Raw genomic sequence first — 23684 nt, forward strand, 5'->3', positions numbered from 1 at the left:
AAACGTTCATGATCGGGAACCCGCCGCCGGTGCGGCACGTTCTTTGTCCACGCTCATGTTCCCTGGTTCTCGTACCCCTTGCCGGATGCCGCTGGTGACGCAGGCCCATTCGCTTTCCCGCTTCCTCTTCCTGGGCCGTGGTCCGGACGGCGCCCCGCCACGGCTGGAGCGGGATGCGCGCATCGATGTGATCCGGGGCCTGGCACTGCTGATCATCTTCATCAATCACATGCCGGGGAACGTGATTTCGGCCTATATGCCGCATAATTTCGGCTTTTCCGACGCAGCCGATGCCTTCGTGCTGCTCGCGGGCGTCTCGGCGACTCTGGCCTATGGCGGCCTGATCGAGCGGCGCGGGCTCGGGGTCGGCGCGCTCAAGATCGGCGCGCGCGTCTGGACGCTCTACATCGCGCATATCGCAGTGTTCATCATCGTCTGCGGGGTGGTGGCGGCGGCGGTGACGCGGACGCAGAACCCGCTCTATGTCGAAGCGATCAATATCCAGCCCTTCTTCCGTGACACGTTCGATGCGCTGGTCGATGCGCTGACATTGCGCTACCAGCCCTCCTATCTCGACATCCTGCCGCTCTACATCGTTTTGCTCGCGCTGTTTCCGCTGATCTTTCTCGCGGTTCGGATCAGTCCCGCCGGCGCGTTGGTGGTGTCGCTGGCGGTCTGGCAGGCTGCTCTCGCGCTTGGCCTGAACTTCACGAACGTTCACGCGGCCGGCTGGTTCTTCAATCCCTTCGCCTGGCAGGTCGTCTTCACACTCGGCATCATCCTCGGTTGCGCGGCGCGCCGTGGCATCGCCGCGCCGCGCCTGCTCTGGCTGGACGCGGCGGCAATCCTGTTCCTCGTCCTGGCTTATGTGGCCAAGACGTCCTTCGGAAACCCGCTCGGGATCGCGATGCTGAACGAGTGGTTCGACTCGGTGCAGCTCGGTTCGGACAAGACAAACCTGGCCTGGAGCCGCCTGCTCCATGTCCTGGCGCTGGCCTGGCTTGCGATACGCTGGCTGCCGGCAGGCGAGGGGCTGTTGCGCAGGGCCATCGGCCGCGGGCTTGCCGTGGTCGGGCGCCATTCGCTCGATGTCTTCTGCGCTGGCACGGTGCTGGCGATCATTGGCCAGATCGTCATGGCCGAAACCGGGTTCGCGCTGGGGCCTCAGTTGCTCGTTTGCCTGGTGGGGATTACATTGCTGATTGGGCTAGGGATGTTTCTGACGTGGTATCAGTCGATCACGCTCTCCGGCGCGACAGACGCCCGCGCACCCTCGCGGCGGGCCTCGGCGTCGCTGCACTGAGCCTTTTCGCTTGGGCAGGGGCGGCATCGTCGGCCGGTCCGATGGCGCTCGCTGGCAGTGCCGACCTGCGCTGCCGCTCCGGCGCGGCACACTATCCGTTTCAGCCCGTCCTGCCGGCCGCGAAGGCCGCGTTGCGCGAGACCGGCAAGCTCACCATCGTCGCACTTGGTTCCTCGACCACGGCCGGCTCCGGAGCCAGCGCCGAGGATCGCAGCTATCCCGCAGTCTTGCAGGAGGAACTGCGCCGGCGCCTGCCGAACGCGGATGTCCGCGTCGTCAACAAGGGCGTCGGTGGCCAGTCGGCCTATGACATGCTGTTGCGGATGGATGGCGACGTCATCGAGCAGAAGCCCTCGGTGGTGATCTGGCAGACAGTGGTCAACGAGGCGATCAGTCAGATGGGCGAGGACAAGCTCGCCAAGATCCTGCGCAAGGGCATCCGGAAGGTCCAGGCCGCCAGCATCGACATGGTGATGATGGACCTGCAATGGCTGCCACGCGAGGGGCGCTATCCGCGCTATGACGACTATCGCGCCGTGCTGAAGAAGGCAGCCGACGAATATGGCGTCTCGGTCTTCCCGCGCTACGGCATGATGAAGGACTGGGCGCGCTCGAAGCGCTTCACCTCCGAGGAACTCGTCGGGATGGACGGGACGCATATGGTCGATGCAGGCTATCGCTGCCTCGCCATCCGCATCGCCGACGGTATCGTCGGCGCGCTGACCGGAGCCAAGCCGGAACTGGCGGACGGGTCGAAGGCGACGAATTGAAGCCGGCGGGCCGTTATGCACTCCGCTTTGACCGACCTCAGCGCGCCAGCACCTCGATGTCGCGATCCAGGCCGGATTCGACCTTGAAGTCGCGCGAATGCACCTGCCCCTCCTGCCGGGCGATCAGGACATAGTCGCCCTCCGCCAGGATGACCTGCGGGAAGGCGCCGATCGCCTCGCGGATGACGTCGCCGCCCGGTGTCAGCACGCTGAAAGCGGTGCCGGCGAAGGCCTCTCCGCCGGCGGCCGCGACCAGCTTCAGGGTCACGCGAGCGGCGCGGTGGTGCAGCGTCGCATCCGTGACCTTGCCGGTCTCGACCTTGACGTCGGCGCGCTGGATCGCGTTGGAATCGCCATAGGTCGAGACGACGTGATAGGTGCCCTCCGGCAGACGGATGAGCTCGCCGCCCTTGGCGTTGCCGACGACGAGGCGGCCCTCGGAGTTGCCCTGCAACGGCACGAAGACCGAGAAGCTGAGCTGGGCCGGCGCGATCGGCGCATCGCCGATGGTGCCCCCGAGTGACAGGCCGCCGGCGCTGATGCTGATCTGGTCGCGCAGCCCCTGCGGGCCGAGCGTGATGCGCTTGGTGCCGCTCGCAAAGCCATAGGCCGCGTGCAGCAGATAGGTCCCGGGTTCGAGCGCGAAGACCGGCTCGGCCTCGGAGGAGCGCGCCACGATGCGCGGCGGCGAGCCGTCGGCGGTCTCGCTCAGGATGCGCCAGACGAGGCCGGAGCGGATCGGCTTGCGGTCGCCGGCGAACTGCGCCGCCAGCGTGAGCGGCGCCGTCTGCCCGGCCGGCGCCTGCGCCGTGTCGACCGGCAGGCCGGCTGCACCTGTCGTTCCGCGGGTCGGCGAGGGCGCCTGCATCTGGGCTTGGGCCTGGGTCTGGACCGGCGCGAGCGCAAGCGCGACGGCGATCATGGCCGCGCCGAGCCGTCCCCTTCTCTCGAACCGATCCAGTTCAAACATGCTCACAGCCCTTGGTACCCTTGCGCCCATGTCTCAGCAGGCTGGCTTGTCCTGATCATGGCGAGACACCAGATCACGTTTTCGCATTCGGACAGAATCGTCCAAATGCGAAAACGTGATCGTCGACCTAGGGTGCGAGCAGGGCTTTGGCGAAAAACCGGGTCCCACATTTTGGCGCCATGCTCTAGGTCTGGACGGGTTCCTCGCATCCGGATGCTTCATGACCGATACGCTCTCCCTGCTCAAGCTGCGCCGCTCGGTGCCGCCGCAATTCCTGACCGCGCCGGGCCCCGATGCCGGCCAGCTCGATGCGCTGCTGTCGATCGCGGCCCGCGTGCCGGACCATGGCAAGCTCATGCCCTGGCGCTTCATCGTGTTTTCGGGCGAGGGCCGTGCCAAGGCGGCCGAGGTGGTGGCGCAGGCCTTCAAGGCGCGCAATCCCGATGCCCGGCCCGAGCAGGTCGCGTTCGAACGCAACCGCCTGCTGCAGGCGCCGGTGATCGTAGCCGTGGTCTCGCGTGCGGCGCCGCATGTGAAGATCCCGGAATGGGAGCAGCAGCTTTCGGCCGGCGCGGTCTGCATGAATCTCCTCATCGCGGCGCAGGCGATGGGCTTCGGGGGCTCGTGGCTGACGAACTGGTTCTCCTTCGACCGCAGCGTGCTCGATGCCATCGGGCTGTCGGCGAGCGAGCGCATGGCCGGCTTCATCCATCTCGGCACGCCGACCTCCGTGCCTCCCGATCGCGAGCGGCCGGTCCTCGCCGATATCGTCAGCCATTTCGGAGCCTGAGATGATCTATTCGCCGGCCCTCCAGGATCACGGCCTGCCGCATGATCCGTTCAAGGCGATCGTGACGCCGCGGCCGATCGGCTGGATCACGGCGATGAGCGCGAAGGGCGAGGTCAATCTCTCGCCCTACAGCTTCTTCAACGCCGTCTCGACGCGGCCGCATATCGTGATGTTCTCCTCGGAGGGCAAGAAGGACGCCATCGCCTTCATCGAGGAGACCGGCGAATTCACCTGCTCGCTGGTGACGAAGCCGCTTCTGCAACAGATGAACCAGACCTCGGCGCCGCTGGCGCGCGGCACCAGCGAATACGGCCATGCCGGGCTCGAGATGGCGGCGTCGCAGTTCGTCAGGCCGCCGCGCGTTGCCGCCAGCCCGGCCGCACTCGAATGCAAGCTGCTTTCGGTGCAGCAACTCGTCGATCTTGACGGTCAGGCCGTCGACCGCTGGATGGTGCTGGGGCAGGTCGTCGGCATCTTCATGGACGACGCCTTCATCCGCGACGGCCGCTTCGACACGGTTGCCGCTCATCCAGTCGCGCGCTGCGGCTATGCCGATTACGCCGAGGTCGACCACCTGTTCTCGATTCAGCGACCGCCGGGCGGGTGAGGCTGTCTCGTCGGCTCAGCCCGCCGCAGTCTTCACGCGATAATCGCCGAGCGGAGCGAGTGCCGCGTTGATGGCGGCGGCGTCGAGCGCCGCGTCTTCGGGCAGGGTCAGGCGCGGCGGATCGAGCGTCACCGTCGTGCCGGGCGCGAGCCTGGTGGCGGCTTGCTGGACCCGTGACAGGCAGCCGCCGCAATGCATCCCTGAAACCTCGAAAACCCGCGTCATTCGAATCGCCTCCAGCGGTTCATTCAGCCAGTTTGTCAGCGCGCGCCTTGACGCGTTGCGCTCTGATCAGATGGGGACGATCGAGCATTTCGCCATCCAGCCCGATCACGCCGACGCCGGGATTCGCGGCGAACAGTGCAATGATCGCTTCCGCCCGGGCGAGAGCCTCAGGTGAGGGCGCGAAGATCTCGTTGATGGGCGCGACTTGGTCCGGGTGGATCGCCATCTTGCCGGTGAAGCCGTCCCGCCGCGAGGCGAGGCACTCCCTGCGGAAGCCCTCAGCGTCGCGAAAGGCGGTGAAGACGGTGTCGATCGCATCGACCTGCGCGGAGGCGGCTGCAAACAGCGTCAGCGAGCGGGCGAGGCGGTAGGGATCGGTATAGGAGCCGCTCTCCAGCCGGTTGGTCTCGGCGCCGAGGTCGGCGGAGAGGTCCTCCGCGCCCCAGGTCAGGGCTGCGAGCCGGTGCGTCGCTCCCGCATAGCTGCCGAGGCCGAAGATGCCCTTGCCGGTCTCGGTCGCGATCGGGATGATCCGGGTTGCGCCGTCCGGCAGGTCGCTTTCGGCCTCGCGCACGGCGATCTTGGCGGCGAGGTGGCTGACATCGATGCCGCCTTCCGATTTCGGCAGCATGATCGCATCGGGTGCGCCGGGCATGACCGCGTCGAGATCGGCCTCCGTCAGTCCGGTCGAGAGCGCGTTGACGCGGATGATCAGGCGCGGCCGGCGAGGCAGGGTTCGGGCCGCCTCCAGGAAGGCGCGCGTGATCTCGCGGGCCTGCGGCTTGCCGTCGAGTGCGACGGAATCCTCAAGGTCGAGGATCAGCGCGTCCGCGCCGCTATCCAGGCCCTTCTGCTGCTTGCGGGGGCTGTCGCCGGGGACGAAGAGGAGCGAGCGCATGCCGGTCAGACCGCGACGGTGGCAGGCGCGGGGTGCCGGCGCATGAAGGCCTGGCGCCGGCACTGCGCGACCAGCGTGCCGTCCTGCTTGTAGGCCCGGTGATGGAACTCGACGATGCCGGCATCGGGCCGCGAGCGCGATTCGCGCTTGGCGACGATCTCGGTGGTGACGTTGATCGTATCGCCCTCGAAGAGCGGGGCCGGGAAGGTGACATCGGTCATGCCGAGATTGCCGATCGTCGTGCCCAGCGTGGTGTCGTTGACGGAGATGCCGATCATCAGCCCGAGCGTGAACAGCGAGTTCATCAGCGGCTGGCCCCATTCGGTCTCGGTCGCACAGAAATGCGCATCGATATGAAGGGGTTGCGGGTTGAGGGTCATGTTGGAGAACAACATATTGTCCATCTGCGTCACGGTGCGGGTCAGGCCGTGTTCGATGATGGCGCCGATCTCGAAATCCTCGAAGTAGATTCCGCCGCGCTTGTGGCGCTTCAGCTCTGGCATGGCTGTCCTCCGTGACGCTGTCGCGGTGCTCCGCCGCTCCGGCGATTCATCCCGATTAACCGTTCGCTTACCATAACCGGGCCACTCTCCACACAGCGCCGCAACGTCATGCGGCCGGCCCCTGCGGCAGGTTCGTGCCCGAGAGTGTCGATGTTCCTGTTCACCACCCCGCAGACGCGCGAAACCCAGCCCGCCAACCCGGTCGTCAGCGCCATCCGCGACGGCGCGGCGAAGACCGGCGCCGGCTTCGACTATCTTCTCAAGACGGCCCAGAGGGAATCGTCGCTGGAGCCAGACGCCAAGGCGAAAACATCAAGCGCGACCGGCCTGTTCCAGTTCATCGAGCAGACCTGGCTGTCCATGGTGAAGCAGGAGGGGCCGAAGCAGGGGCTCTCCAGCTACGCCGACGCGATCAGCGAGACGGGCGGTGGGCGCCTGACCGTGGCGGACCCGGCCGCTCGCGAAAAGATCCTGGAGCTGCGCAAGGACCCGCAGGTCGCCGCCGTGATGGCGGGTGCGCTGACCCAGAAGAACCGCGAGCAGCTTACGGGCGCGCTTGGGCGCCAGCCCCATGCCGGCGAGCTCTATATGGCGCATGTGCTCGGCGCGCGCGGCGCCTCCGACCTGATCCACGCCGCGGCGAGCGATCCGAGCCGCAGCGCGGCCAAGGATTTTCCCGATGCGGCCGCAGCCAATCGCGGCATCTTCTTCGACAAGACCGGCCGGGCGCGCAGCGCGCAGGAGGTCTATGGCGTTCTCGCCGCCAGTCACGCCAACACGCAGCTCGCGGCGACGACCGCCTCCGGTCAGGCCGTGACGGCTCAGGGAACGAGCGCGGGGCAAGGGAGCGACAAGCCGGCCGAGATCGCGGCGGCCCTGTCGCCCGGACGGGCCAAGGGGCTGATCGGCCTGTTTTCAACCGAAGGCTCGCGTGCGCCGGTCTCGCAGGCCGTCGCCAATCTCTGGACGACGCCGCGCGCCGGTGGGACGCGCACGGCCGCGCTCGATGCCGCCGAGCGCTATTTCCCGCGCCAGACGAAATCCGACGCCACCGCCACGGCGCCGACGGCATCGGATGCCGCCGCGGCCAACGCGTCGGCGTCGAGCGCATCGGCAGCGAAGGCGGTCGGCGCACCGCTGCCGCCCGCGCGCCCGGTCGAGCTGACCCAGCCCATGGCCGCTGCTCAGGAGCGTCCTGCGGGGCGGGCGCGGCGGGCGCCGCTCGATCTCTCCTCCTTCATGATCCAGCGGAGCGGCACATGATCGTTCGCCGCTTCCTGCTCTGGGCCCGCACCGCCAATGCCGAGGCCCGCGCCAATGGCGCAGCCGCGCTGGCCGGTGCCTATCTGCGTTCCGGCATGGCCGATGACGACCGCGCCGAGGCCGAGACCGCGCTGATTTCGCTGATCGACGACCCGTCGCCACGCGTGCGCCGCGCCATCGCCGAGGAGATGGCCTCGGCCCCGCGCGCGCCGCGCAATCTCGTGCTTGGGCTGATCGCCGACCAGAGCGACGTCGCAGCGCTCGTGCTCGCCCATTCCCCGGTCCTGACCGAGGCCGATCTGGTCGATGCAGCTGCGATCGGCGATATCCTCGCCCAGCGTGCCATTGCGATGCGGCGGCATCTCCCGGCCGGTGTCTGCGCCGCGCTGGCCGAAGTCGGCGGCGATGAGGCGCTGGTGACGCTGGCCGGCAACCGCACGGCCGACATCCCCGATTTTTCGCTGGAGCGCATGGTCGAGCGGGCCGGCGATTGCGGCGCGCTGCGCGAGGCGCTGCTCGAGCGCGCTGATCTGCCCGCGGGTTTGCGGCAGTCGATCGCGTCCAGGGTCTCAGATGCTTTGGTGAGCTTCGTCACGGGCTGCGGCTGGCTGACGCCGGAGCGCAGCGCCAGGCTGGCACGCGAAGCGACCGAGCGCGTTGCGGTGGTTCTCGCCGCCGGTGGCGAGGAGAGCGACGCGCCGGCGATCGTCGATGTGCTGCGGGTCAACGGGCGGCTGACGCCTGGTCTGATGCTGCGCTCGCTGCTCAGCGGCGAGCCGGCACTGGCCGAGGCCGCCTTCGTGGCCTTGTCAGATCTCCCGGAAGCGCGCGTCGCAGCGCTGCTGCGCGACCGTCGTGGCGCCGGCCTCAAAGCGCTCTACCGCAAGGCCGGACTGCCCGCCACGCTCCAGCCCGCCTTCACGGCCGCCATCGTGGCGCTGAACGCACGCGGCTTCGATGCGGGCGGAACAGGGCGTGGCATCGACCGCGCGCTGCTGCGCGAGGTGCTGATCGCCTGCGAGACGCTGGACGGGTCCGAGGCCGACGCGCTGATGGGGCTGCTGCGCCGCATGGATGCAGAGGCCGCGCGCGAGGAAGCCAAGGCAATGGCGGATTCGCTCGCCGACGACGCCGCCTTCGCCTATCTCGTCGAGACCGACCCGACGCTGCTGGTCGAACTCGAGATCGGGGATCTGCGGCAGGCCGCGTGAGCGGCCGTCGCCTTGGCTGCTGACGCCCGATCTCTGCTGCCCGATCAGCCGGCCCGCTCCGCTTCGAGCTGGACGCAATGTCTCATGACATCGGCTCCCGTCTCGTTCCATGTGGTGATGCCGCCCGCCATGATGACCTGGACGAGGCCTTCGGCCAGTTCAGGCAGCGTCAGGCCGAGCTTGACCGCAGCGGCGGCGTGATTGCGGGCTCCGGTCTTCTGGCCGATCAGGGTGTCGAGAAGGGCGAAGATCAATTCCTTCGTCTTGAGGTCGAGCGCGCCGCCCGCGTCGTGATCGCGCATGATCGCGGCCCGGATCAGGCCATAGCCGGCGAAGGCGCCGGGCGCGTGTTCGGAGAGCAGGCTGAAATTGTCGGGAATCCGGCCGAATGTCGCCATGAAGCTGGCTTTCCCGGTCAGCGTGGCAGCTTCGGTGATCTCGTCATTGGTCATTGCGGCATATCCTCGTCGCGGCGGGTCAGACAGCATCGTTTCCGCTCACCCCATGCGCGCATGGGCGCCTCTGGCATGATCGTGAAGCTTGCTTCGGGGCGAGCCTAGACCGGCACCGTGGCCCTGTCTGCTTGCGCCCTTGCTGAATGGTGCGAGTTGCCCCGTGTCAGGCGCCGGCCTCCCTGCGATCGCGCCTGTGCTGCTCTGCGCCCTTCAGGTGTGCCAGCCAGGGCTCCCGGCGGATGGTCCAGAGTTCATAGGCTGGCAGCAGCGCGCCGGGCGGGTCGTCCAACGTGCCGAGCTTGATTTCGATCTCGTCCGAATCGTCGGCCCAGCAAAACAGCGACGAGCCGCATGCCGGGCAGAAGCGATCCCCTCCCGCCCGGCTCTGCCAGCATGCAAGGTTGCCCGACAGGGTCGCGCTGGCCCTCGGCCAGATTCCGAAGAAGGAGAAGGCCGAGCCGGAGTGCTTCCGGCAGGTCTCGCAATGGCAGATGCCGACGCGGACGGGTTCGCCATCGAGTTCGTAGCGGACCTGTCCGCAGTTGCAGCCACCGGACAATTTCATCGTGACCTCGTGCGTTCCGCGTTTTCGTCGCCATCGGCGGCAGAGCAACGGCGCCCGGCCCGGGACGGTTCCGGAGAATGGGGGCCCGCCGGTTGCCTTCGCCAAGGCCGAGGTTCGCTCGTCACACGGGCTGGCCTCAGTACCCGAACTGCTCCCGCAGGATCCGCTCATCCAGGCTGTGCCCGGGATCATGGAGCATGACGAGATCGACATTGCGGTCGATCTCGATCTCGACGCGGACGACATTGTCGATCTGGATATGGTCGGCCACGGCGCTGACGGGGCGCTTATCGGCCTCCAGCACCTCGATCGTTACCTTGGCATGGTCGGGCAGCAGCGCGCCGCGCCAGCGCCGCGGCCGGAAGGCGGAGATCGGCGTCAGGGCCAGCAAGGGAGCGTCGAGCGGCAGGATCGGGCCGTTGGCGGAGAGATTATAGGCGGTCGAGCCGGCTGGTGTCGCCAGCAGCACGCCATCGGCGACGAGTTCGCCGAGACGGACCTGACCGTCGATCGAGATCCTGAGCTTGGCGGCCTGGTAGGAGCGGCGCAGCAGCGAGACCTCATTGATCGCCTCGGCGTGGACCTCCGTGCCGTCCTGGTCGAGTGCGAGCATCGACAGCGGGTGGACGACGCTGCGTTGCGCTTCGGTCAGCCGCTTGCGCAGGCCGCGCTCGCGGAACTCGTTCATCAGGAAGCCGACCGAGCCGCGATTCATCCCGTAGATCGGCGTGCCCGTGCCGATGAAGCGGTGCAGCGTCTGCAGCATCAGCCCGTCGCCGCCCAGCGCCACGATGACGTCGGCCACCCCGGTGTCGGCATTGCCATAGCGCTCGGTCAGCCTGGCCAGCGCGGCCTGCGCCTCCGGGGTCTCGCTGGCGACGAAGGAGATGGCCTGGAAGCGCTCGGTCATCGTTGGTCCTGAAGCGGCGCGCCATAACGGCGCAGGCCGTGCCTTAGCACGGGCGGCAGGAGGATCGCGAGCGGCCGGCCGGAAAAAGGGATGGCCGGAAAAGGGGCAGGAGAGGGCCACATGAAAAAGGCCGGGGTCGCCCCCCGGCCTTCGTTTCTTCGTCGATCCGGCGCGGCGCGCTCAGATCGCCGTGCTCCACTGCACCGGCACCATTTCGAAGCCGTTGCCGGACTTGGCGATGTAGCCGGTCGCCGGGAACGGGGCATGGTAGAAGGCAACCTGCATCTTGTCGGCCGCGACCATGTCGAGCAGCTTGCGCCGCGTGGCGGCGGCCTGCGCGCCGTCCATGTCGAAGACCGCCGACCAGTCGGGGTTGCGCACGAACAGGGCCGGGTGATTGGTCGTGTCCGACATGATCATCATCTTGCCGGCGCCCGACGTTACCGCGAAGACGGTGTGGCCGGGCGTGTGGCCGGGGGCGGCGACCGCGGTGATGCCGGGCAGGATCTCCTTGCCGGCCTCGAACTGCTTCACATCCTTGGCGATGGGCGAAAAGATGCGCCGGACGCCGGCGAAGGCACCCTTCATGGCCTCGGGCGCAGCGCTCGCCTTGGCGTCGTCCATCCAGAAGGCCCACTCTGCCGAAGGCACCATGACCTCGGCATTGGGGAACATGGCGGTGCCGTCCTTGAGGCGGAAGCCGTTGATGTGGTCGCCGTGGAAGTGGCTGAACACCACGGTCGAGACGTCCTTCGCGTCGAAGCCGGCCGCCTTGAAGTTGCCGGCCCATGCACCCGAGGTCGGCGCACCGGAATCGCCGTTGCCGGTGTCGATCAGGGTCAGCTTGCCGCCCTGTTGGATCGCCAGCGTGGTGAAGCTGATGTTCAGCGCGTCGGCCGGCAGGAAGGCCTGCTCCATCGCCTTCTTGACGTCGCCGAGTTCGGCATTGCGGACGAAGCCCTCGAGCGGGCGCCTGGCAAAGCCGTCATTGATGGCGGTGATCGTGATGTCGCCGATCTTGTAGCGGTAGAAGCCGGGGGCCTGGTTCACGGGAGTTCCTTGCGCGTGGGCCGGGCTCAGCCCGGGCAGGTCCAAAGTGGCAGCAGCGGCGAGCGCGCCGGCGCCGGCAATCATGCCGCGGCGCGACAGGTCGACTTGGGTCATCTCTCTCTCCCTGGGCTCGGGTGGAGCCTGCGCGAGACCCTAGCGGCCGGTGCGGCCGGTTCAACCGCTCGTCGCTGTCGCTGGGTCAGGGTTCGGGTCAAGTTTTCGTGAGCGGCGCCCTTTGGCGGCTTCGCGTCACTTCGGCTTCAGGAGGGCGCCGGCGCGGCTGCCGAGATCGCTGCTGGCGAAGGCCCGCAGCATCGCGGCGCAGAGCGCCAGCGCACCGCAGGTGCCGTTGGCCGAGCATTCGGCGACCAGGGCCTGGAAGGCAGCGCTGTTCTCGCCGGCCAGGCATTGCAGGCTCCAGTTCCAGTCGGGCGCTTTCTGCCGCAACAGGCCGACGGCCACATCGATATCGGCGCTGACGGTGCCGAGCGCCTTCCAGAGCGAGCCCTGCTGGTAGATGCCCCCGGCCGGAGCACGGCGGCTGACAAGATGCTTCGGCTTGCGCCGCACGGTGAAGCCCAGTGCCTCATAGATGTCGGCATCGAGCATCCGGTCGGGCTTGCCGGTGGTTTCGCAGCGGTCGGCGAGGGCAAGGAGATGTTCAGGTCTGTGCATGATGGCTTTGTTTTGCGGGGCGAGGTGCGGGTCTGCCTCAAAACCTCGTCAGGCAAGATGCAGGCCGCCCGCCCGTCTGCGTCGCGCACATCCTTGTCGCGCAGCTTGGTGTCGGGACGATGAATCGCGTCTGGCTTGTAATGCTCACATGATGGCGAAATTGGTGCCGGCGGAGAGGATCGAACTCCCGACCTTCGGTTTACAAAACCGCTGCACTACCGCTGTGCTACGCCGGCCCCTGTGGACACCGAAGCCGGTGCCTATTCGGTACTTGCTCGGGTCACGAGCGTCTCAAGCGCATGATCCGATTCGCCTTCTTGTCTCAAGGCCCTCCACTCGCGAAGCCGCTGCTCGCTCGCTGAGCCAATCCGGTGCCGATATGCCGCTCCGGGCGGAGGGGCGGACTGGTATCCGGCCTCCCTGCGCGTAGCGGTTACCAGCCGCGAACGGTCAGAGCAAGATCGGCGATCTCTCCTGTCGGTGCCAAAGAAAGAGCCCCGCCTTCGAAAAGGCGGGGCCCGGTGGTCGATCAGGACTGAGCGGTGGGCTCAGTTCTCATGGGTCATGATGTCGCGATCCTTGGTCTCGGGCACGAACAGCAGGCCGATGACGAATGTCGCGAGGGCGAAGATGATCGGGTACCAGAGACCGTAGAAAATGTCGCCGGTGCCAGCGACCATCGCGAACGCGGTCGCCGGGAGGAGGCCGCCGAACCAGCCGTTGCCGATATGGTAGGGCAGCGACATGCCGGTGTAGCGAATCCGCGTCGGGAACAGTTCGACGAGCGCCGCAGCGACCGGCCCGTAGACCATTGTGACGTAGATGATCAGCACGGTCAGGATCGCGATGACCGTCAGCGACTGTCCGCCGAAGAGCGCACCGAAGAAGCCGGTCTTGACGATGCGGGCATCGCCGGGAGCCGGGTATCCGGCCGCGACCGCTTCCCTGGCGACCGTCGCGGCGAAGGTCGCGTCGATGGCGAGTTCCTTGCCGTTGACCGTCACCTTGGCGGGGGTCGCGGCGGGGGCCGGCGCCTGGGTGTAGACGATGGCCTGCGTCGCCAGCGTGCGGCGGGCGATGTCGCACGGGGCGGTGAAGGTGCGGATGCCGACCGGATCGAAGACCGAGCCGCAGGTGGCGGGATCGGCGACGACCTGGACCTTGACGTTCTCATGCGCGGCCGCGAGGCCGGGATTGGCGGCGCGGGTGAGGGCTCCGAAGAGCGGGAAATAGGTCAGCGCCGCGATCAGGCAGCCGGCCAGGATGACGGGCTTGCGGCCGATCTTGTCCGAGAGCGAGCCGAAGAAGATGAAGCCACCCGTTCCGATGATCAGCGCCCAGGCGATCAGCACGTTGGCCGAGTAGAGATCGACCTTTAGGATGCTCTGGATGAAGAACAGCGCGTAGAACTGGCCAGTGTACCAGACGACGGCCTGGCCCATGGTGAGGCCGAACAGCGCGATCAGCGCGATCCTGGCGTTCTTCCACTGGCCGAAAGCCTCGGTCAGCGGCGCCTTGGAGCCGGTGCCCTCTTCCTTCATCTTCTGGAAGGCGGGGGATTCCTGCATCTGGAGACGAATCCAGACCGAGACGCCGAGCAGGAAGATCGAGAGCAGGAACGGGATGCGCCAGCCCCAGGCGGCGAAGTCTGCCTCGCCCATGTTGACGCGGATGACCAGGATGACGATCAGCGAAAGCAGCAGGCCAAGCGTCGCCGTGGTCTGGATCCAGGAGGTGTAGAAGCCGCGACGGCCGGGAGGCGCGTGCTCGGCCACATAGACCGCCGCGCCGCCATATTCGCCGCCGAGCGCGAGGCCCTGAAGCATGCGCAACGCGATCAGGATGACCGGGGCGGCCCAGCCGATCGAGTTGTAACCGGGCAGCAGGCCGACCAGGAAGGTCGAGGCGCCCATGATCACGATCGTGACCAGGAAGGTGTATTTGCGGCCGATCAGGTCACCCAGGCGACCGAAGAACAGCGCGCCGAAGGGACGGACCAGGAAGCCGGCGGCGAAGGCGAGCAGTGCGAAGATGGCGCGGGTGTTGGCGTCGAAGGCCGAGAAGAAGTGGGCGCCGATCATCACGGCCAGCGAGCCGTAAAGATAGAAATCGTACCACTCGAACACAGTGCCGAGCGAGGATGCGAGAATGACGCGCTTTTCTTCTCTGGTCATGGGGCGCGGCGCGGTCTTCGCCCCCGTTGCGTTTGCTGCCATGCTCATGGCGTCGTCTCCCCTGCGATTGTCCCCGGCAGCGGGACGATCCTCGCTGCCTGTTGCCTGTCCCGTCTTCTGTCGATGGGATGCCAGCCGAGCCGGACGCGAAGCCGGGGCCCCGCAATGCCGTCTGGCGTAAAGCAATGCGCGGGGGAAGTTCGCTGCGCAATCAGGCACTTGGTCTTGCACACTTCGTTCTACGACTATCGGCGGATGCGGGCGCGGCGTCCTCGCGCGAGGCTTTGCGGACGACCGGGCTGACGCCAGGGGCGGCAGCGCTGTCCGCCGGCGTCGCCCTGCCGAGCACTTGCGAGGTGGCCTGGCAGGGCGGGCCGCCCACGCTTCCCAAGCCGCGCAATCCGCCTATAGTCTGCCCCCGGAGGCCTGTGGATGCGGATGAGGAGGAGCGCCGAATGTCGTGCGCCAGAACGTTTCGCCTTGGCCTGCTGCTGACGGCGCTGCTCGCGCCCATGGCTGTGGCCGAAGCTGCCGGTCCGGGAGCCGCGCGCGTCGCCGTAGTGCCGAAATCGCTGGGCCCTGCCGCGTCGAATCTTCACCACCGGAGCGTCCGGACGGCTGCCGTCCGTCATGCCTGGGTTCGCGCTCCCGGGGAGCGCCACTGGCGCCGCTCCGGACGCGGTCTTTTCACCTCGGCCGGCTATCTCGGACCCTGGATCGATCCTGCCGCCGGCCGTTCATGGCATGAGCGCGGCAGTGACGGCGATGACCGGCAGCAGGCGATCGACCACAACTCGTTCGAGTCCATGCCGGTGCGGATGGGCATTCTGCGCGCCCCGACGCCGCAGCCGACGATCTATCGGCTCGAGGGGCGCCGCGACCGACCGGCGACGCGCGTCATCCGGATCAGCGATCCGGAGCCTTCGCAGGGGCGGCGCAGCCGCTTCGCCCATGCCGAGACCGGGGCGCTGCTGCTGACCGTGCCGGGCCGCTGAGACGCGGTCAGCGCCGACGGCTTGCGGCGTAGAGCGCGATCGCGGTCGCATTCGAGACGTTGAGGCTGGTGATGGTGCCCGGCACCTCCAGCCGCGCGACCTGGTCGCAGAGTTCACGCGAGCGCTGGCGCAGCCCCTTGCCCTCGGCGCCCATCACCATGACCAGCGGCCGGGTGAGGGTGACGTCGTCGAAGGCGACGTCACCGTCCGAATCGAAGCCGATGCGCTGGAAGCCGCGCTTGCCGAGCTGGTCGAGCGCGTCGCCGAGATTGCGCACGGCGATCAGCGGCACATGCTCGAGCGCGCCCGAGGCGGATTTCGCCAGCACGCCGGTCGCGGCGGGCGAGTGCCGGATGGTGACGATCACCGCGGCCGCGGCGAAGGCAGCGGCCGAGCGCAGGATGGCACCGACATTGTGGGGGTCGGTGATCTGGTCGAGCGCCAGCACCACCGCATCGTCGGGCAGGCTGTCGAGATCGGGCGAGGGCAGGGGGTCGCAGACGAGATAGAGGCCCTGATGAACCGAATCGGGCGTCAGCAGCCGGTCAATCTCGGACGGGCGCACGATCTCGGGCTGCAGCGGCAGTTCGCCGATCTCCTCCTGAAGCCGCTTCAGCGCGTTTTCGGTGGCGAGCAGGCGGCGATGGCGCCGCTTGGGGTTGCGCAGCGCCTCGATCACGGGATGGACGCCGTAGAGAACGGCTTCGTCGATGTCGCCGGGGCGATGGTGCAATGTGCCGTCGGCGCGTCGCGGGCTGGTTTGGCGCGGGCTGTCCCCATGCGGGCCCTTGTGGCGCGGCCGATCGCTTCGGTCCGGCTTGGGTCGAAACGGCGCAGGCATGGGGTTTCTCCTCGGTCGCTGACGCATGCCCTGACATGACAACCCCGGCTTGACCAGCATGGAATTGCCGGGACGAGGCGCAATGCCCATGGGGCAGGAGGCTTTTTGCCGTTGACAGGGCGCGGCCCCGTCACCATAAGTCCGGCCGCGCCTGTCGCCGTCACGCAAGTGACACGGGAGATCGCCTGCGGCCTGGCCGCAAGCGGCGCGGGCGGGGGAATGTCCCGAGCGGCAAAGGGGGCGGACTGTAAATCCGCTGGCTATGCCTTCGCAGGTTCGAGTCCTGCTTCCCCCACCACCCTTTTTCTAAGTACCTGATTTCTCGTCGGAAACGGCGCCGGTTCCCGCACCGGATGCCTCGGTGCGGGAACAGGCGTTCGATTCCGCCACCAGCAGGCTCTTTGCCTGGCGCGTCAGCGTCTCGCGGCTGCCATGCGGGCGTGGAAGACGGCCATCCTGCCCCGGGGTATCTGAAAGGTCGACCGACCCGCAGGCGCCTCAGCCCGCGTAGCCGCAGATGCGGTCGTGCTCGCGTTTGGTGGCGCTGCGCTGGTCGACCGGGCCATATCCGCCGCCGCCGGAGGTTTCGAGTCTGATGATGTCGCCTTGCACGAGCGGCAGGTTGTTGATCTTCGAGCCGAGCGATTCCCGCGTTCCATTGCGGATCAGATAGAGCTTGCCGGCCCGGCCCGGCTCGCCGCCCTCCAGCCCATAGGGCTGGAACTTGAAGCGCTCCAGATTGGCGGTGAAGACGGCAGCAGGGCTATCCACCCGCCATTCGCGGAAAAGTCCGAGTCCGCCGCGATGGCGACCGGCGCCGCCCGACCCGTCGATCAGGCCGTAGCCCGTCACCGTCAGCGGCACATCGGCCTCGATCATCTCGATCGGGATCGAGGCATTGTTGTGCATGCCGTAGGAATAGGCGCTGAGCCCGTCCTGATCGTCATAGGCGCCGGTGCCGCCGATCTCGATCTCGACGAGCACGCCGCGCTCGCCCTTCTCGCCGATGGTCTGGAAGGAGCAGACATAGGAGACGCCGTAATAGGCCGCCGGCACGCGCCCCGGCACGGCCTGGTGCAGGGCGCCGAACATCGTCGTCGCGAGCCGGTGCGCCACCGCGACGCGGTTGGCGACCGGGGCGGGGTGGGACGGGTTGACGATCAGCCCATCGGGCGCGATCACCGTGACCGGACGGTAGCAGCCGGCATTGGCCGGAATGTCCCGGTCGGCGATCGCCATCACCGCGTAGTAGACGGCCGAGCCCGAGGAGGCGAGCGTGGCGTTGATCGGTCCCGTCGCCTGCTTGCCGCAGCCGGAGAGATCGACCGTCATCTCCTCGCCCCGGACCTCGATCGCCGTATGAATGCGGATCGGCTCGGGGACGATGCCGTCATCGTCGAGGAAATCCTCGAAGCTGTAGCGCCCGTCGGGGATGCGCCCGATCATGGCGCGCACCGCCCGCTCCGAGCCGTCGAGCAGGCGCCGGCAGACCTCGACGATGGTCGAGGGCCCGAAGCGCGCGGCGAGCCGCTGCATCGTGCCGTGCCCGACCGCGAGCGAGGCGAGTTGCGCCTGGAGGTCGCCCATCAGCATGTCCGGGCGGCGTACGTTCTGGCGCATCATCGCCAGCACGTCCTCGTTCATCACGCCGCCTCGCACCAGCTTGAGCGGCGGGATGCGCAGCCCTTCCTGGAAGATTTCGGTGGCGGTCGCGGCGTAGCTTCCGGCCGCCATGCCGCCCATGTCGAGATGGTGGCAGAGCGTGCCCACGATCGCGATGCGCTGCCCCTCCGCATAGACCGGCCGATAGGCCAGGATGTCGGGGATGTGCTGGCCGCCGCAATAGGGGTCGTTGGTGATGACGACGTCGCCTTCCGCCCATCGGTCGAGGGGGAGGAAGTCGCGGACGATGGTGAGCAGGCCCGCGCTCATCGAGTTGAGATGGCCGGGGATGCGGGCCGACTGGGCGATGTTGTAGCCGTCACGGTCGAACACGGCGGTGGAGTAGTCGAGCATCTCGCGCACGATAGTCGAACGGCTGGTGCGCCACACCGTCACGTCCATTTCGGCGGCGGTGGCGGTGAAGGCGTTGCGCAGCACCTCGATCGTGACGGGGCCGAGTTCCGGGGGCGTGGCGAGGCTTGGCAGGGGAGAGCGCGGCATGGGAGAGCGCGGCATGGAGGCTGTCATCGTTTGTCTCCCGGTCAGTTCTTGCGGGCGATCAGGGTGCCCATCGGGCCGGGCGCGCAGGCCCATCCGGCGGTGAGCAGGATCGTGGTGTATTCCTCCTCGACCAGCGCGGGCCCGGCGATCTCGCTGGCGAGCGCGCTGCGCCGGAACACGGCGACGTCGCTCCATTCGCCATCGAGCAGGACGGGGCGCGTTTCCATTGCCTGCGAGGATCCCGAGTCGGCGGCCGGTGCGGTGTCGGCCGTTCCGCCCGCGAGCACGCCGACGGCGGCAAGCCGCAACGCCACCATCTCGACCGGCGCGTTCGCGTCGGCATAGGAGAAGCGCTGTGCGTGGCCCTCGTGGAAATCGGCGATGACGCGGGCGAGCGCCTCTGGTGTGGCCTCGGCCTCCGGCCAGGGCACGACGAGTTCCGAGGCCTGCCCCTTGTAGCGAAGGTCCGCCGAGACCGCGTAGCGGCGCGCCTCGGCGGGCATGCCGTCCTCGGTCAGAAGCGCCTCTCCCTGAGCCCGAAGCTCGGCGAGCATGGCGGCGATCTGGGGAAGACTGGCGGCGGTCGCGGGCATGATGCGGCTGCGCGCGAGGTCATGCACGATGTCGGAATACAGGATGCCATAGGCCGAGAAGGTCGAGGCGTCGGCGGGGAACACGACCTCGGACACGCCGAGTTCCTCCGCGACCGGAATGGCATGCAGGCCGCCGGCGCCGCCGAAGGAGACGAGGCTGAAATCGCGCGGATCGAGCCCCTTTTCGAACAGGCTGAGGCGCGCGGCTGCGGCGAGGCTGGTGTTGGTCACGGTCATCATGCCGTCGACCGCCTCGGTCATCGACAGCCCGAGCGGTTCGCCGACCCTGGTCTCGATGGCGCTGCGGGCGCGGTCGAGATCGAGCGCCATCGCGCCACCGAGAAAGTAACGCGGGTCGAGGCGGCCCATGACGAGGTTGGCGTCGGTGACGGTCGGCTCCGTGCCGCCGCGGTTGTAACAGACCGGGCCTGGGCGCGAGCCGGCGCTGCGGGGGCCGACCCGCAGGCGCCCGGCCTCGTCGATCGAGGCGATCGAGCCGCCGCCCGAGCCGATGGTCCGGATCTCGATCATGGGCAGGCGCACGGGCAGTTCATCGATTTCGCCTTGCGTCATCTGGGTCACCGTTCCGTCGCGGACCACGCAGACGTCGAAGCTGGTGCCACCCATGTCGACGCCGAGCAGGTTCGGCCGCTCCAGCGCCTGCGCCATGCGCAAGGTGGCGAGCGCTCCGCCCGAGGGGCCGGAGAGCAGCAGCCTCGCTGGCTGGCGCTTGGCGACCTCGGCGCTGCAGACACCGCCGTTGGACTGGACGAGCAGGAGCCGTCCAACGATGCCGGCCTCCGCGAGACGGGTCTTCAGCCGGTCGAGGTAGTGGCCGACGACCGGCAGCAGCAGGGCGTTGAGCACTGTGGTCGAGGTCCGCTCGAACTCGCGGATTTCCGGGCTGATGTCGGAGGATAACGAGACGGGGATGGCCGGGAAGCGCTGTTCCAGCCAGGTGGCCAGCGCCTTTTCGTGCGCGTCGTTGCGATAGGCATTGAGGAGCGAGACCGCGATGCTGCCGGGCTGCGCCGCGGCGATCTTTCCCGCCAGCGACTCGAGGGTCGCGGGGGCCAGCGGCGTCTCGACCGTGCCGTCCGCCCGCATGCGCTCGGCCACGCCGAAGCGCCGGTCGCGCCGGATCAGCGGCTCCTGCCGCTTCTGGCGGGCACTGTAGATGTCGCGCCGGTTGTGCCGGCCGATCTCGAGCACATCCTCGAAGCCAGCCGTCGTGATCAGCACGCCCGGGGCGAATTTGCGCTCAAGCACCGCGTTGGTGGCGATGGTCGTACCGTGGAGGAGGATGCGGATGTCGGGCAGCGCGAAGCCGAAGCGCTCGCCCGCCTGTTTCAGGCCGGTGAGCAGGCCGATGGAGGGGTCTTCCGGCGTCGTCGGCGTCTTCAGGCTGGCAAGCGCGCCAGTGGTCTCGTTCAGGATCTGGAGATCGGTGAAGGTACCACCGATGTCGATGCCGATGCGGATGAAGGGAGCGTCAGTCACAGTATCTCCGGTCGTCACGACGAACTGGGGAGGAATGGCGAGGAAAGGCGCGTGAGGTCAGCGCATCAGGGCCGGCAGCCAGAGCGCGGTGGCGGGCCAGATCATCAGCACGCCCACCGCCAGCAGATAGGCTGCGAGGAACGGCATGACGCCGGCGAACACGTCGGTGATGGGCCCGCCTTTGGGACGCATGCCCTGCAGCACGTACATGACCGTGCCGTCCGGCGGGCTGATCTGCGCGATCTCGACCAGCATGGTCACGATGACGCCGAACCAGATCGGGTCGTAGCCGAGGCCAACGACGATCGGGAACACGACCGGCACCGTCGTGATGATCATGGAGAAACCCTCCATGAAAGTGCCGAGCGCGAAATACATGCCGACGATCGCGAGCATGATCGCCCAGGGCGGGATCGGCAGGTTGGCGATCATGTCGGCTACGGCCTGTGGCACGTTGATGATCGTCAGCACGTAGTTCAGCAGGTAGGCACCCATGATGATGAGGCCGAGCAGGGCGGTGTTGCGGGCGGTCGTCAGCGCCGATGCGTGCATCATGGCGAAGGAGAGCCGCCGCTCGATCAGGGCGAAGAACGCGGCGCCGACGACGCCGAGCGCGGCCGCCTCCGTGGGGGTCGCGTAGCCCGCATAGATTGAACCCAGCACCAGCACGATCAGCACGAGCGTCGGCACGAGATCGCTAAGCGCCTTGAGCTTGACGATGAGGGGCAGGGGCGGCGGCTTGTCGAGCGGGTTGCGCAGGCCGTGGATCACGATGATCGCGACGAAGAAGGCCGTGACGATGACGCTGGGGATGATTGCCGCGATGTAGAGCGCGCCGACCGAGGTTTCCGTGATCAGCCCGTAGACGATGAAGGTGATTCCGGGCGGGATCAGGTTGCCCATGGCGCCGCCGGCGGCGAGCGAGCCGAGCACCATGCGCGGGCTGTATTTCGTGCCCTCGAAATAGGGCAGGGCGACCGAGCCCATCGTCGCGGCGGTGGCGACCGAGGAGCCGGAAATCGCGGAGAACAGCGCGCAGGCCGCGATGTTGGTATGCAGCAGCCCGCCGGGCAGCCGGTTCAGCCAGACGTTCAGCGCCTTGTAGAGCCGCTCCGAGAGGCCGGCGCGCAGCAGGATCTCGCCCATCAGCAGGAAGAGCGGCACGGCGATCAGCACGAAATTGCTCGATGGCCCCCAGAAGGTCTGGCCGGCGAAGGCCCAGAACGGCCGGTCGGAGAACATCAGCCCGGTCAGGACCGCAAGAATGCCGAGCACCGCGGCGATGTGCACGCCGGCGCCGAAGAACACGACGAAGACCGCGACCAGCGCGAGAATCTCCGCGATCGGCAGCGCCTGGCCGCCGGAGGCCGCGAAGAAGACCAGGCCGAGCAGGCCGAGCAGGAAGGCGATCGCGATCATGCGGTCGTTTCCTTGCGGGCCATGGCGACGGCTTCCAGCGCCTCGTCCGCCTCGTCATCGATGCTGCGCGAGCCGAGCAGCGCGACGACCTCGTCGTACTGGCTGCAGAACAGGCCGAGCGCGGCCTCGAGCATGAGCACGGCGATCATCACGAGAAAGGCGCCGAGCCCGAAGGCCCAGATACCTTGCGGCAGTGCCATGGGGATGTGCAGGGCGCTGTTGTCATGTGCGTCGAACATCAGGGATTCCTGGAGCAGGTCCCACCCCGCCCAGGCGAGGAAGGCCGAGAACAGTCCGAGCAGGACGAGGGCGAGGAGATGGAGCAGGGCGCGGGCGCGCAAGGGGACCCGGTTGACGAGGACGTCGACCCGAATATGCGCGCGCTCCGCCAGCGTATGGGCCAGCGCCCATGAGATGCCGCAGGCCAGCATGTAGCCGCTGATCTCGACGGTTGCGGCGCTGGAGACGCCGAAGGCCGAGCGGCCCACGATGTCCGAGGTGATGAATAGGGCACAGAGGACGTAGTTCCAGCCCGCCAGATAGGCCATGCCGGCTGCCGCGCGATCAACCGCCTTGCGCAAGGCCCGGGCGAACCGCAGGGCAGCCGGGGCGGAAGCCCCGGCTGCTTCGGTCAAGGCTTGAACTCCACCTTCGAGATCGGCGCGACGATCTCATTGTAGACGGTACCGCAGCGGGCGCCGCAACGCTTGACGAAGCCGGGCAGAACCGTGCTCTCCATGATCTGGCGCACGAGCACCTTGTCGGCTTCGGTCGCCTTGACCTCGGTCATCGGCCGGGCGGCGAGCGAGTGGATCTTGCAGGCGTCCTTGTTGCCGATGTTGCAGTCGATGCCGTCGCGCGTCGCCGCGTCGCCGAGCTTCCAAAGCGCGTCGGTCATCTCGGCGAAGGTCTTTTCCAACAGGTCCTTCGTTGCCGGGGCGAGCTTGTTCCACCAGGCGACGTTGACCATGTAGCCGGCCACTGCCCAGGAAAGCGGCAGGTCGGAGATATGGCTCGCCACCTCCGGCCAGCGCGCTGCGGCGCCACTGCCCGTGCCTGTGACGGCGCAGTCGACGACGCCGCGTTCGAGGGCGCTGTAGACCTCGGGAAAGCCGATGCTCACCGGCTGGGCGCCCATGGTCTGCACGAGATCGACCAGCGAGTTGCCGAAGGTGCGGATCTTGCGGCCCTTGAGGTCGGAGAGCGTGGTGAAGGGCTGGCGGCAGAACAGCACCTGCGCCGGGAAGGGGTATGTCACGACCAGGCGCGTGTTGAAGCGCTCCAGCTCCTTGTTGGCGATCGGCAGCATCGCGTCGGCGATCTTCCGCGCCATGCCGATGTCGGGGCTCAGCCCCGACAGGTCGATGCCATCGAGCAACGGCACGTCGCCGGACAGCGTGGTCAGCGTGCCGGCTCCGATATCGACCTGTCCCGAGCGGACGAGGCGCACGATCTCGGCGCCGCCGAGATTGCGCTCGGCATGGGAGCTGAGCTGAACGGTGATCTGGCCGTTCGAGGCCTTGGCGAGGCCGTCGCGCAGCAGCGGCTGGTCAACGAGCGTGTATTGGGCACTGGTCGGCAGCGGCTGTGTCACCGCCGAAATCGTCTGCTTCGGAATCGCGGTCTGGGCGAGTGCCATGCCGGATGCCGCGAGAGTCGCAAGCAGCGCTCCGCTGGCCAGAATGCTCTTCGTCATCGCTGTGAGCCTCGGTTGTTGTGTTCCCCTGATGGCCCGCGCTTCTGGCTGTCTCTTCCCTGGCCCGCCTGTGATCGGCGGTTCCTATCGCGAATTCGGTTCCTCTTC

At 67.8% G+C, this 23684-nt stretch carries 23 protein-coding genes and 2 tRNA genes; 8 read left to right on the forward strand and 17 right to left on the reverse strand.

Annotated elements, in window-relative coordinates:
- Positions 1-94 precede the first annotated feature (94 nt).
- Complete coding sequence (locus C8D03_RS20085) at positions 95-1303, forward strand: OpgC family protein (RefSeq protein ID WP_181301128.1); 1209 nt, start codon at positions 95-97, stop codon at positions 1301-1303.
- Positions 1304-1344: 41 nt separating this feature from the next.
- Complete coding sequence (locus C8D03_RS20090; protein WP_108049075.1) at positions 1345-2073, forward strand: SGNH/GDSL hydrolase family protein; 729 nt, start codon at positions 1345-1347, stop codon at positions 2071-2073.
- Between the two features lie 37 nt (positions 2074-2110).
- Here the strand turns inward: C8D03_RS20090 and C8D03_RS20095 are convergent, their stop codons facing one another.
- A complete protein-coding gene (locus C8D03_RS20095) occupies positions 2111-3043 on the reverse strand; it encodes a hypothetical protein (RefSeq protein WP_108049077.1) in 933 nt (310 codons plus the stop codon).
- Positions 3044-3263: 220 nt separating this feature from the next.
- On the opposite strand from C8D03_RS20095, the gene C8D03_RS20100 reads away from it, so the two are divergent.
- Together C8D03_RS20100 and C8D03_RS20105 are read left to right on the forward strand one after the other, a co-directional pair.
- Positions 3264-3833 (forward strand): nitroreductase family protein, encoded by a 570-nt coding sequence (locus tag C8D03_RS20100; RefSeq protein ID WP_108049079.1) that lies wholly within the window; start codon positions 3264-3266, stop codon positions 3831-3833.
- A gap of 1 nt (position 3834) precedes the next feature.
- On the forward strand, positions 3835-4440 hold the full coding sequence (locus C8D03_RS20105; protein ID WP_108049082.1) for a flavin reductase family protein: 606 nt from the start codon (positions 3835-3837) through the stop codon (positions 4438-4440).
- Between the two features lie 15 nt (positions 4441-4455).
- On the opposite strand, the gene C8D03_RS20110 is transcribed toward C8D03_RS20105, so the two are convergent.
- From C8D03_RS20110 to C8D03_RS20120, 3 genes are read right to left on the reverse strand one after another with little or no spacing between them, the layout of a single operon-like run.
- Positions 4456-4665, reverse strand: coding sequence for a heavy-metal-associated domain-containing protein (locus tag C8D03_RS20110; protein WP_108049084.1), 210 nt, complete (start codon positions 4663-4665; stop codon positions 4456-4458).
- 19 nt (positions 4666-4684) lie between these two features.
- The gene (locus C8D03_RS20115; RefSeq protein WP_108049086.1) at positions 4685-5563 is read right to left on the reverse strand and encodes an HpcH/HpaI aldolase/citrate lyase family protein; all 879 of its coding nucleotides are present in this window, start codon (positions 5561-5563) and stop codon (positions 4685-4687) included.
- 5 nt (positions 5564-5568) lie between these two features.
- The gene (locus C8D03_RS20120) at positions 5569-6066 is read right to left on the reverse strand and encodes a MaoC family dehydratase (RefSeq protein WP_108049088.1); all 498 of its coding nucleotides are present in this window, start codon (positions 6064-6066) and stop codon (positions 5569-5571) included.
- Between the two features lie 150 nt (positions 6067-6216).
- Here C8D03_RS20120 and C8D03_RS20125 point away from each other — a divergent pair, with 150 nt between their 5' ends.
- Together C8D03_RS20125 and C8D03_RS20130 are read left to right on the forward strand one after the other, a co-directional pair.
- Positions 6217-7329 carry a lytic transglycosylase domain-containing protein gene (locus tag C8D03_RS20125; RefSeq protein ID WP_181301130.1) on the forward strand — a complete coding sequence of 371 codons (1113 nt, stop codon included), beginning with the start codon at positions 6217-6219 and terminating at the stop codon, positions 7327-7329.
- Positions 7326-8540: a DUF2336 domain-containing protein gene (locus tag C8D03_RS20130; protein ID WP_108049090.1), complete on the forward strand. Its 1215-nt coding sequence runs from the start codon at positions 7326-7328 to the stop codon at positions 8538-8540. Before C8D03_RS20125 ends, C8D03_RS20130 begins: the two co-directional genes overlap by 4 nt.
- 44 nt (positions 8541-8584) lie before the next feature.
- On the opposite strand, the gene C8D03_RS20135 is transcribed toward C8D03_RS20130, so the two are convergent.
- From C8D03_RS20135 to C8D03_RS20165, 7 genes are all read right to left on the reverse strand, one after another.
- Positions 8585-8992: a carboxymuconolactone decarboxylase family protein gene (locus C8D03_RS20135; RefSeq protein WP_181301133.1), complete on the reverse strand. Its 408-nt coding sequence runs from the start codon at positions 8990-8992 to the stop codon at positions 8585-8587.
- A 166-nt stretch (positions 8993-9158) separates the two neighbouring features.
- Complete coding sequence (locus tag C8D03_RS20140) at positions 9159-9560, reverse strand: GFA family protein (RefSeq protein ID WP_108049094.1); 402 nt, start codon at positions 9558-9560, stop codon at positions 9159-9161.
- 136 nt (positions 9561-9696) lie between these two features.
- The gene (locus C8D03_RS20145; protein WP_108049096.1) at positions 9697-10470 is read right to left on the reverse strand and encodes an NAD kinase; all 774 of its coding nucleotides are present in this window, start codon (positions 10468-10470) and stop codon (positions 9697-9699) included.
- Positions 10471-10650: 180 nt separating this feature from the next.
- On the reverse strand, positions 10651-11634 hold the full coding sequence (locus C8D03_RS20150; RefSeq protein WP_108049098.1) for an MBL fold metallo-hydrolase: 984 nt from the start codon (positions 11632-11634) through the stop codon (positions 10651-10653).
- 135 nt (positions 11635-11769) lie between these two features.
- Positions 11770-12195, reverse strand: coding sequence for a hypothetical protein (locus C8D03_RS20155; RefSeq protein WP_108049100.1), 426 nt, complete (start codon positions 12193-12195; stop codon positions 11770-11772).
- 161 nt (positions 12196-12356) lie between these two features.
- A tRNA-Thr gene (locus C8D03_RS20160) sits at positions 12357-12431 on the reverse strand.
- Between the two features lie 312 nt (positions 12432-12743).
- Complete coding sequence (locus C8D03_RS20165) at positions 12744-14369, reverse strand: MFS transporter (RefSeq protein WP_108051847.1); 1626 nt, start codon at positions 14367-14369, stop codon at positions 12744-12746.
- Between the two features lie 455 nt (positions 14370-14824).
- Between C8D03_RS20165 and C8D03_RS20170 the strand changes: the two genes are divergently transcribed.
- Positions 14825-15364: a hypothetical protein gene (locus C8D03_RS20170; protein ID WP_108049102.1), complete on the forward strand. Its 540-nt coding sequence runs from the start codon at positions 14825-14827 to the stop codon at positions 15362-15364.
- A 7-nt stretch (positions 15365-15371) separates the two neighbouring features.
- Here the strand turns inward: C8D03_RS20170 and rlmB are convergent, their stop codons facing one another.
- Entirely contained in the window at positions 15372-16205 is an 834-nt protein-coding gene (rlmB, locus tag C8D03_RS20175) for a 23S rRNA (guanosine(2251)-2'-O)-methyltransferase RlmB (protein ID WP_108049104.1), read from the reverse strand.
- 213 nt (positions 16206-16418) lie between these two features.
- Here rlmB and C8D03_RS20180 point away from each other — a divergent pair.
- Positions 16419-16503: transfer RNA gene (locus C8D03_RS20180), tRNA-Tyr, on the forward strand.
- A gap of 200 nt (positions 16504-16703) precedes the next feature.
- On the opposite strand, the gene C8D03_RS20185 is transcribed toward C8D03_RS20180, so the two are convergent.
- From C8D03_RS20185 to C8D03_RS20205, 5 genes are read right to left on the reverse strand one after another with little or no spacing between them, the layout of a single operon-like run.
- Positions 16704-18395 (reverse strand): hydantoinase B/oxoprolinase family protein, encoded by a 1692-nt coding sequence (locus C8D03_RS20185; RefSeq protein ID WP_210203946.1) that lies wholly within the window; start codon positions 18393-18395, stop codon positions 16704-16706.
- A gap of 14 nt (positions 18396-18409) precedes the next feature.
- The gene (locus tag C8D03_RS20190; protein WP_108049108.1) at positions 18410-20461 is read right to left on the reverse strand and encodes a hydantoinase/oxoprolinase family protein; all 2052 of its coding nucleotides are present in this window, start codon (positions 20459-20461) and stop codon (positions 18410-18412) included.
- Positions 20462-20518: 57 nt separating this feature from the next.
- A complete protein-coding gene (locus C8D03_RS20195) occupies positions 20519-21880 on the reverse strand; it encodes a TRAP transporter large permease (RefSeq protein WP_108049110.1) in 1362 nt (453 codons plus the stop codon).
- The gene (locus tag C8D03_RS20200) at positions 21877-22515 is read right to left on the reverse strand and encodes a TRAP transporter small permease subunit (RefSeq protein ID WP_108049112.1); all 639 of its coding nucleotides are present in this window, start codon (positions 22513-22515) and stop codon (positions 21877-21879) included. Before C8D03_RS20200 ends, C8D03_RS20195 begins: the two co-directional genes overlap by 4 nt.
- Entirely contained in the window at positions 22512-23576 is a 1065-nt protein-coding gene (locus C8D03_RS20205) for a TRAP transporter substrate-binding protein (protein ID WP_108049114.1), read from the reverse strand. Before C8D03_RS20205 ends, C8D03_RS20200 begins: the two co-directional genes overlap by 4 nt.
- Between the last annotated feature and the right edge of the window lie 108 nt (positions 23577-23684).

Source organism: Bosea sp. 124 (assembly GCF_003046175.1).
Lineage (GTDB): Bacteria > Pseudomonadota > Alphaproteobacteria > Rhizobiales > Beijerinckiaceae > Allobosea.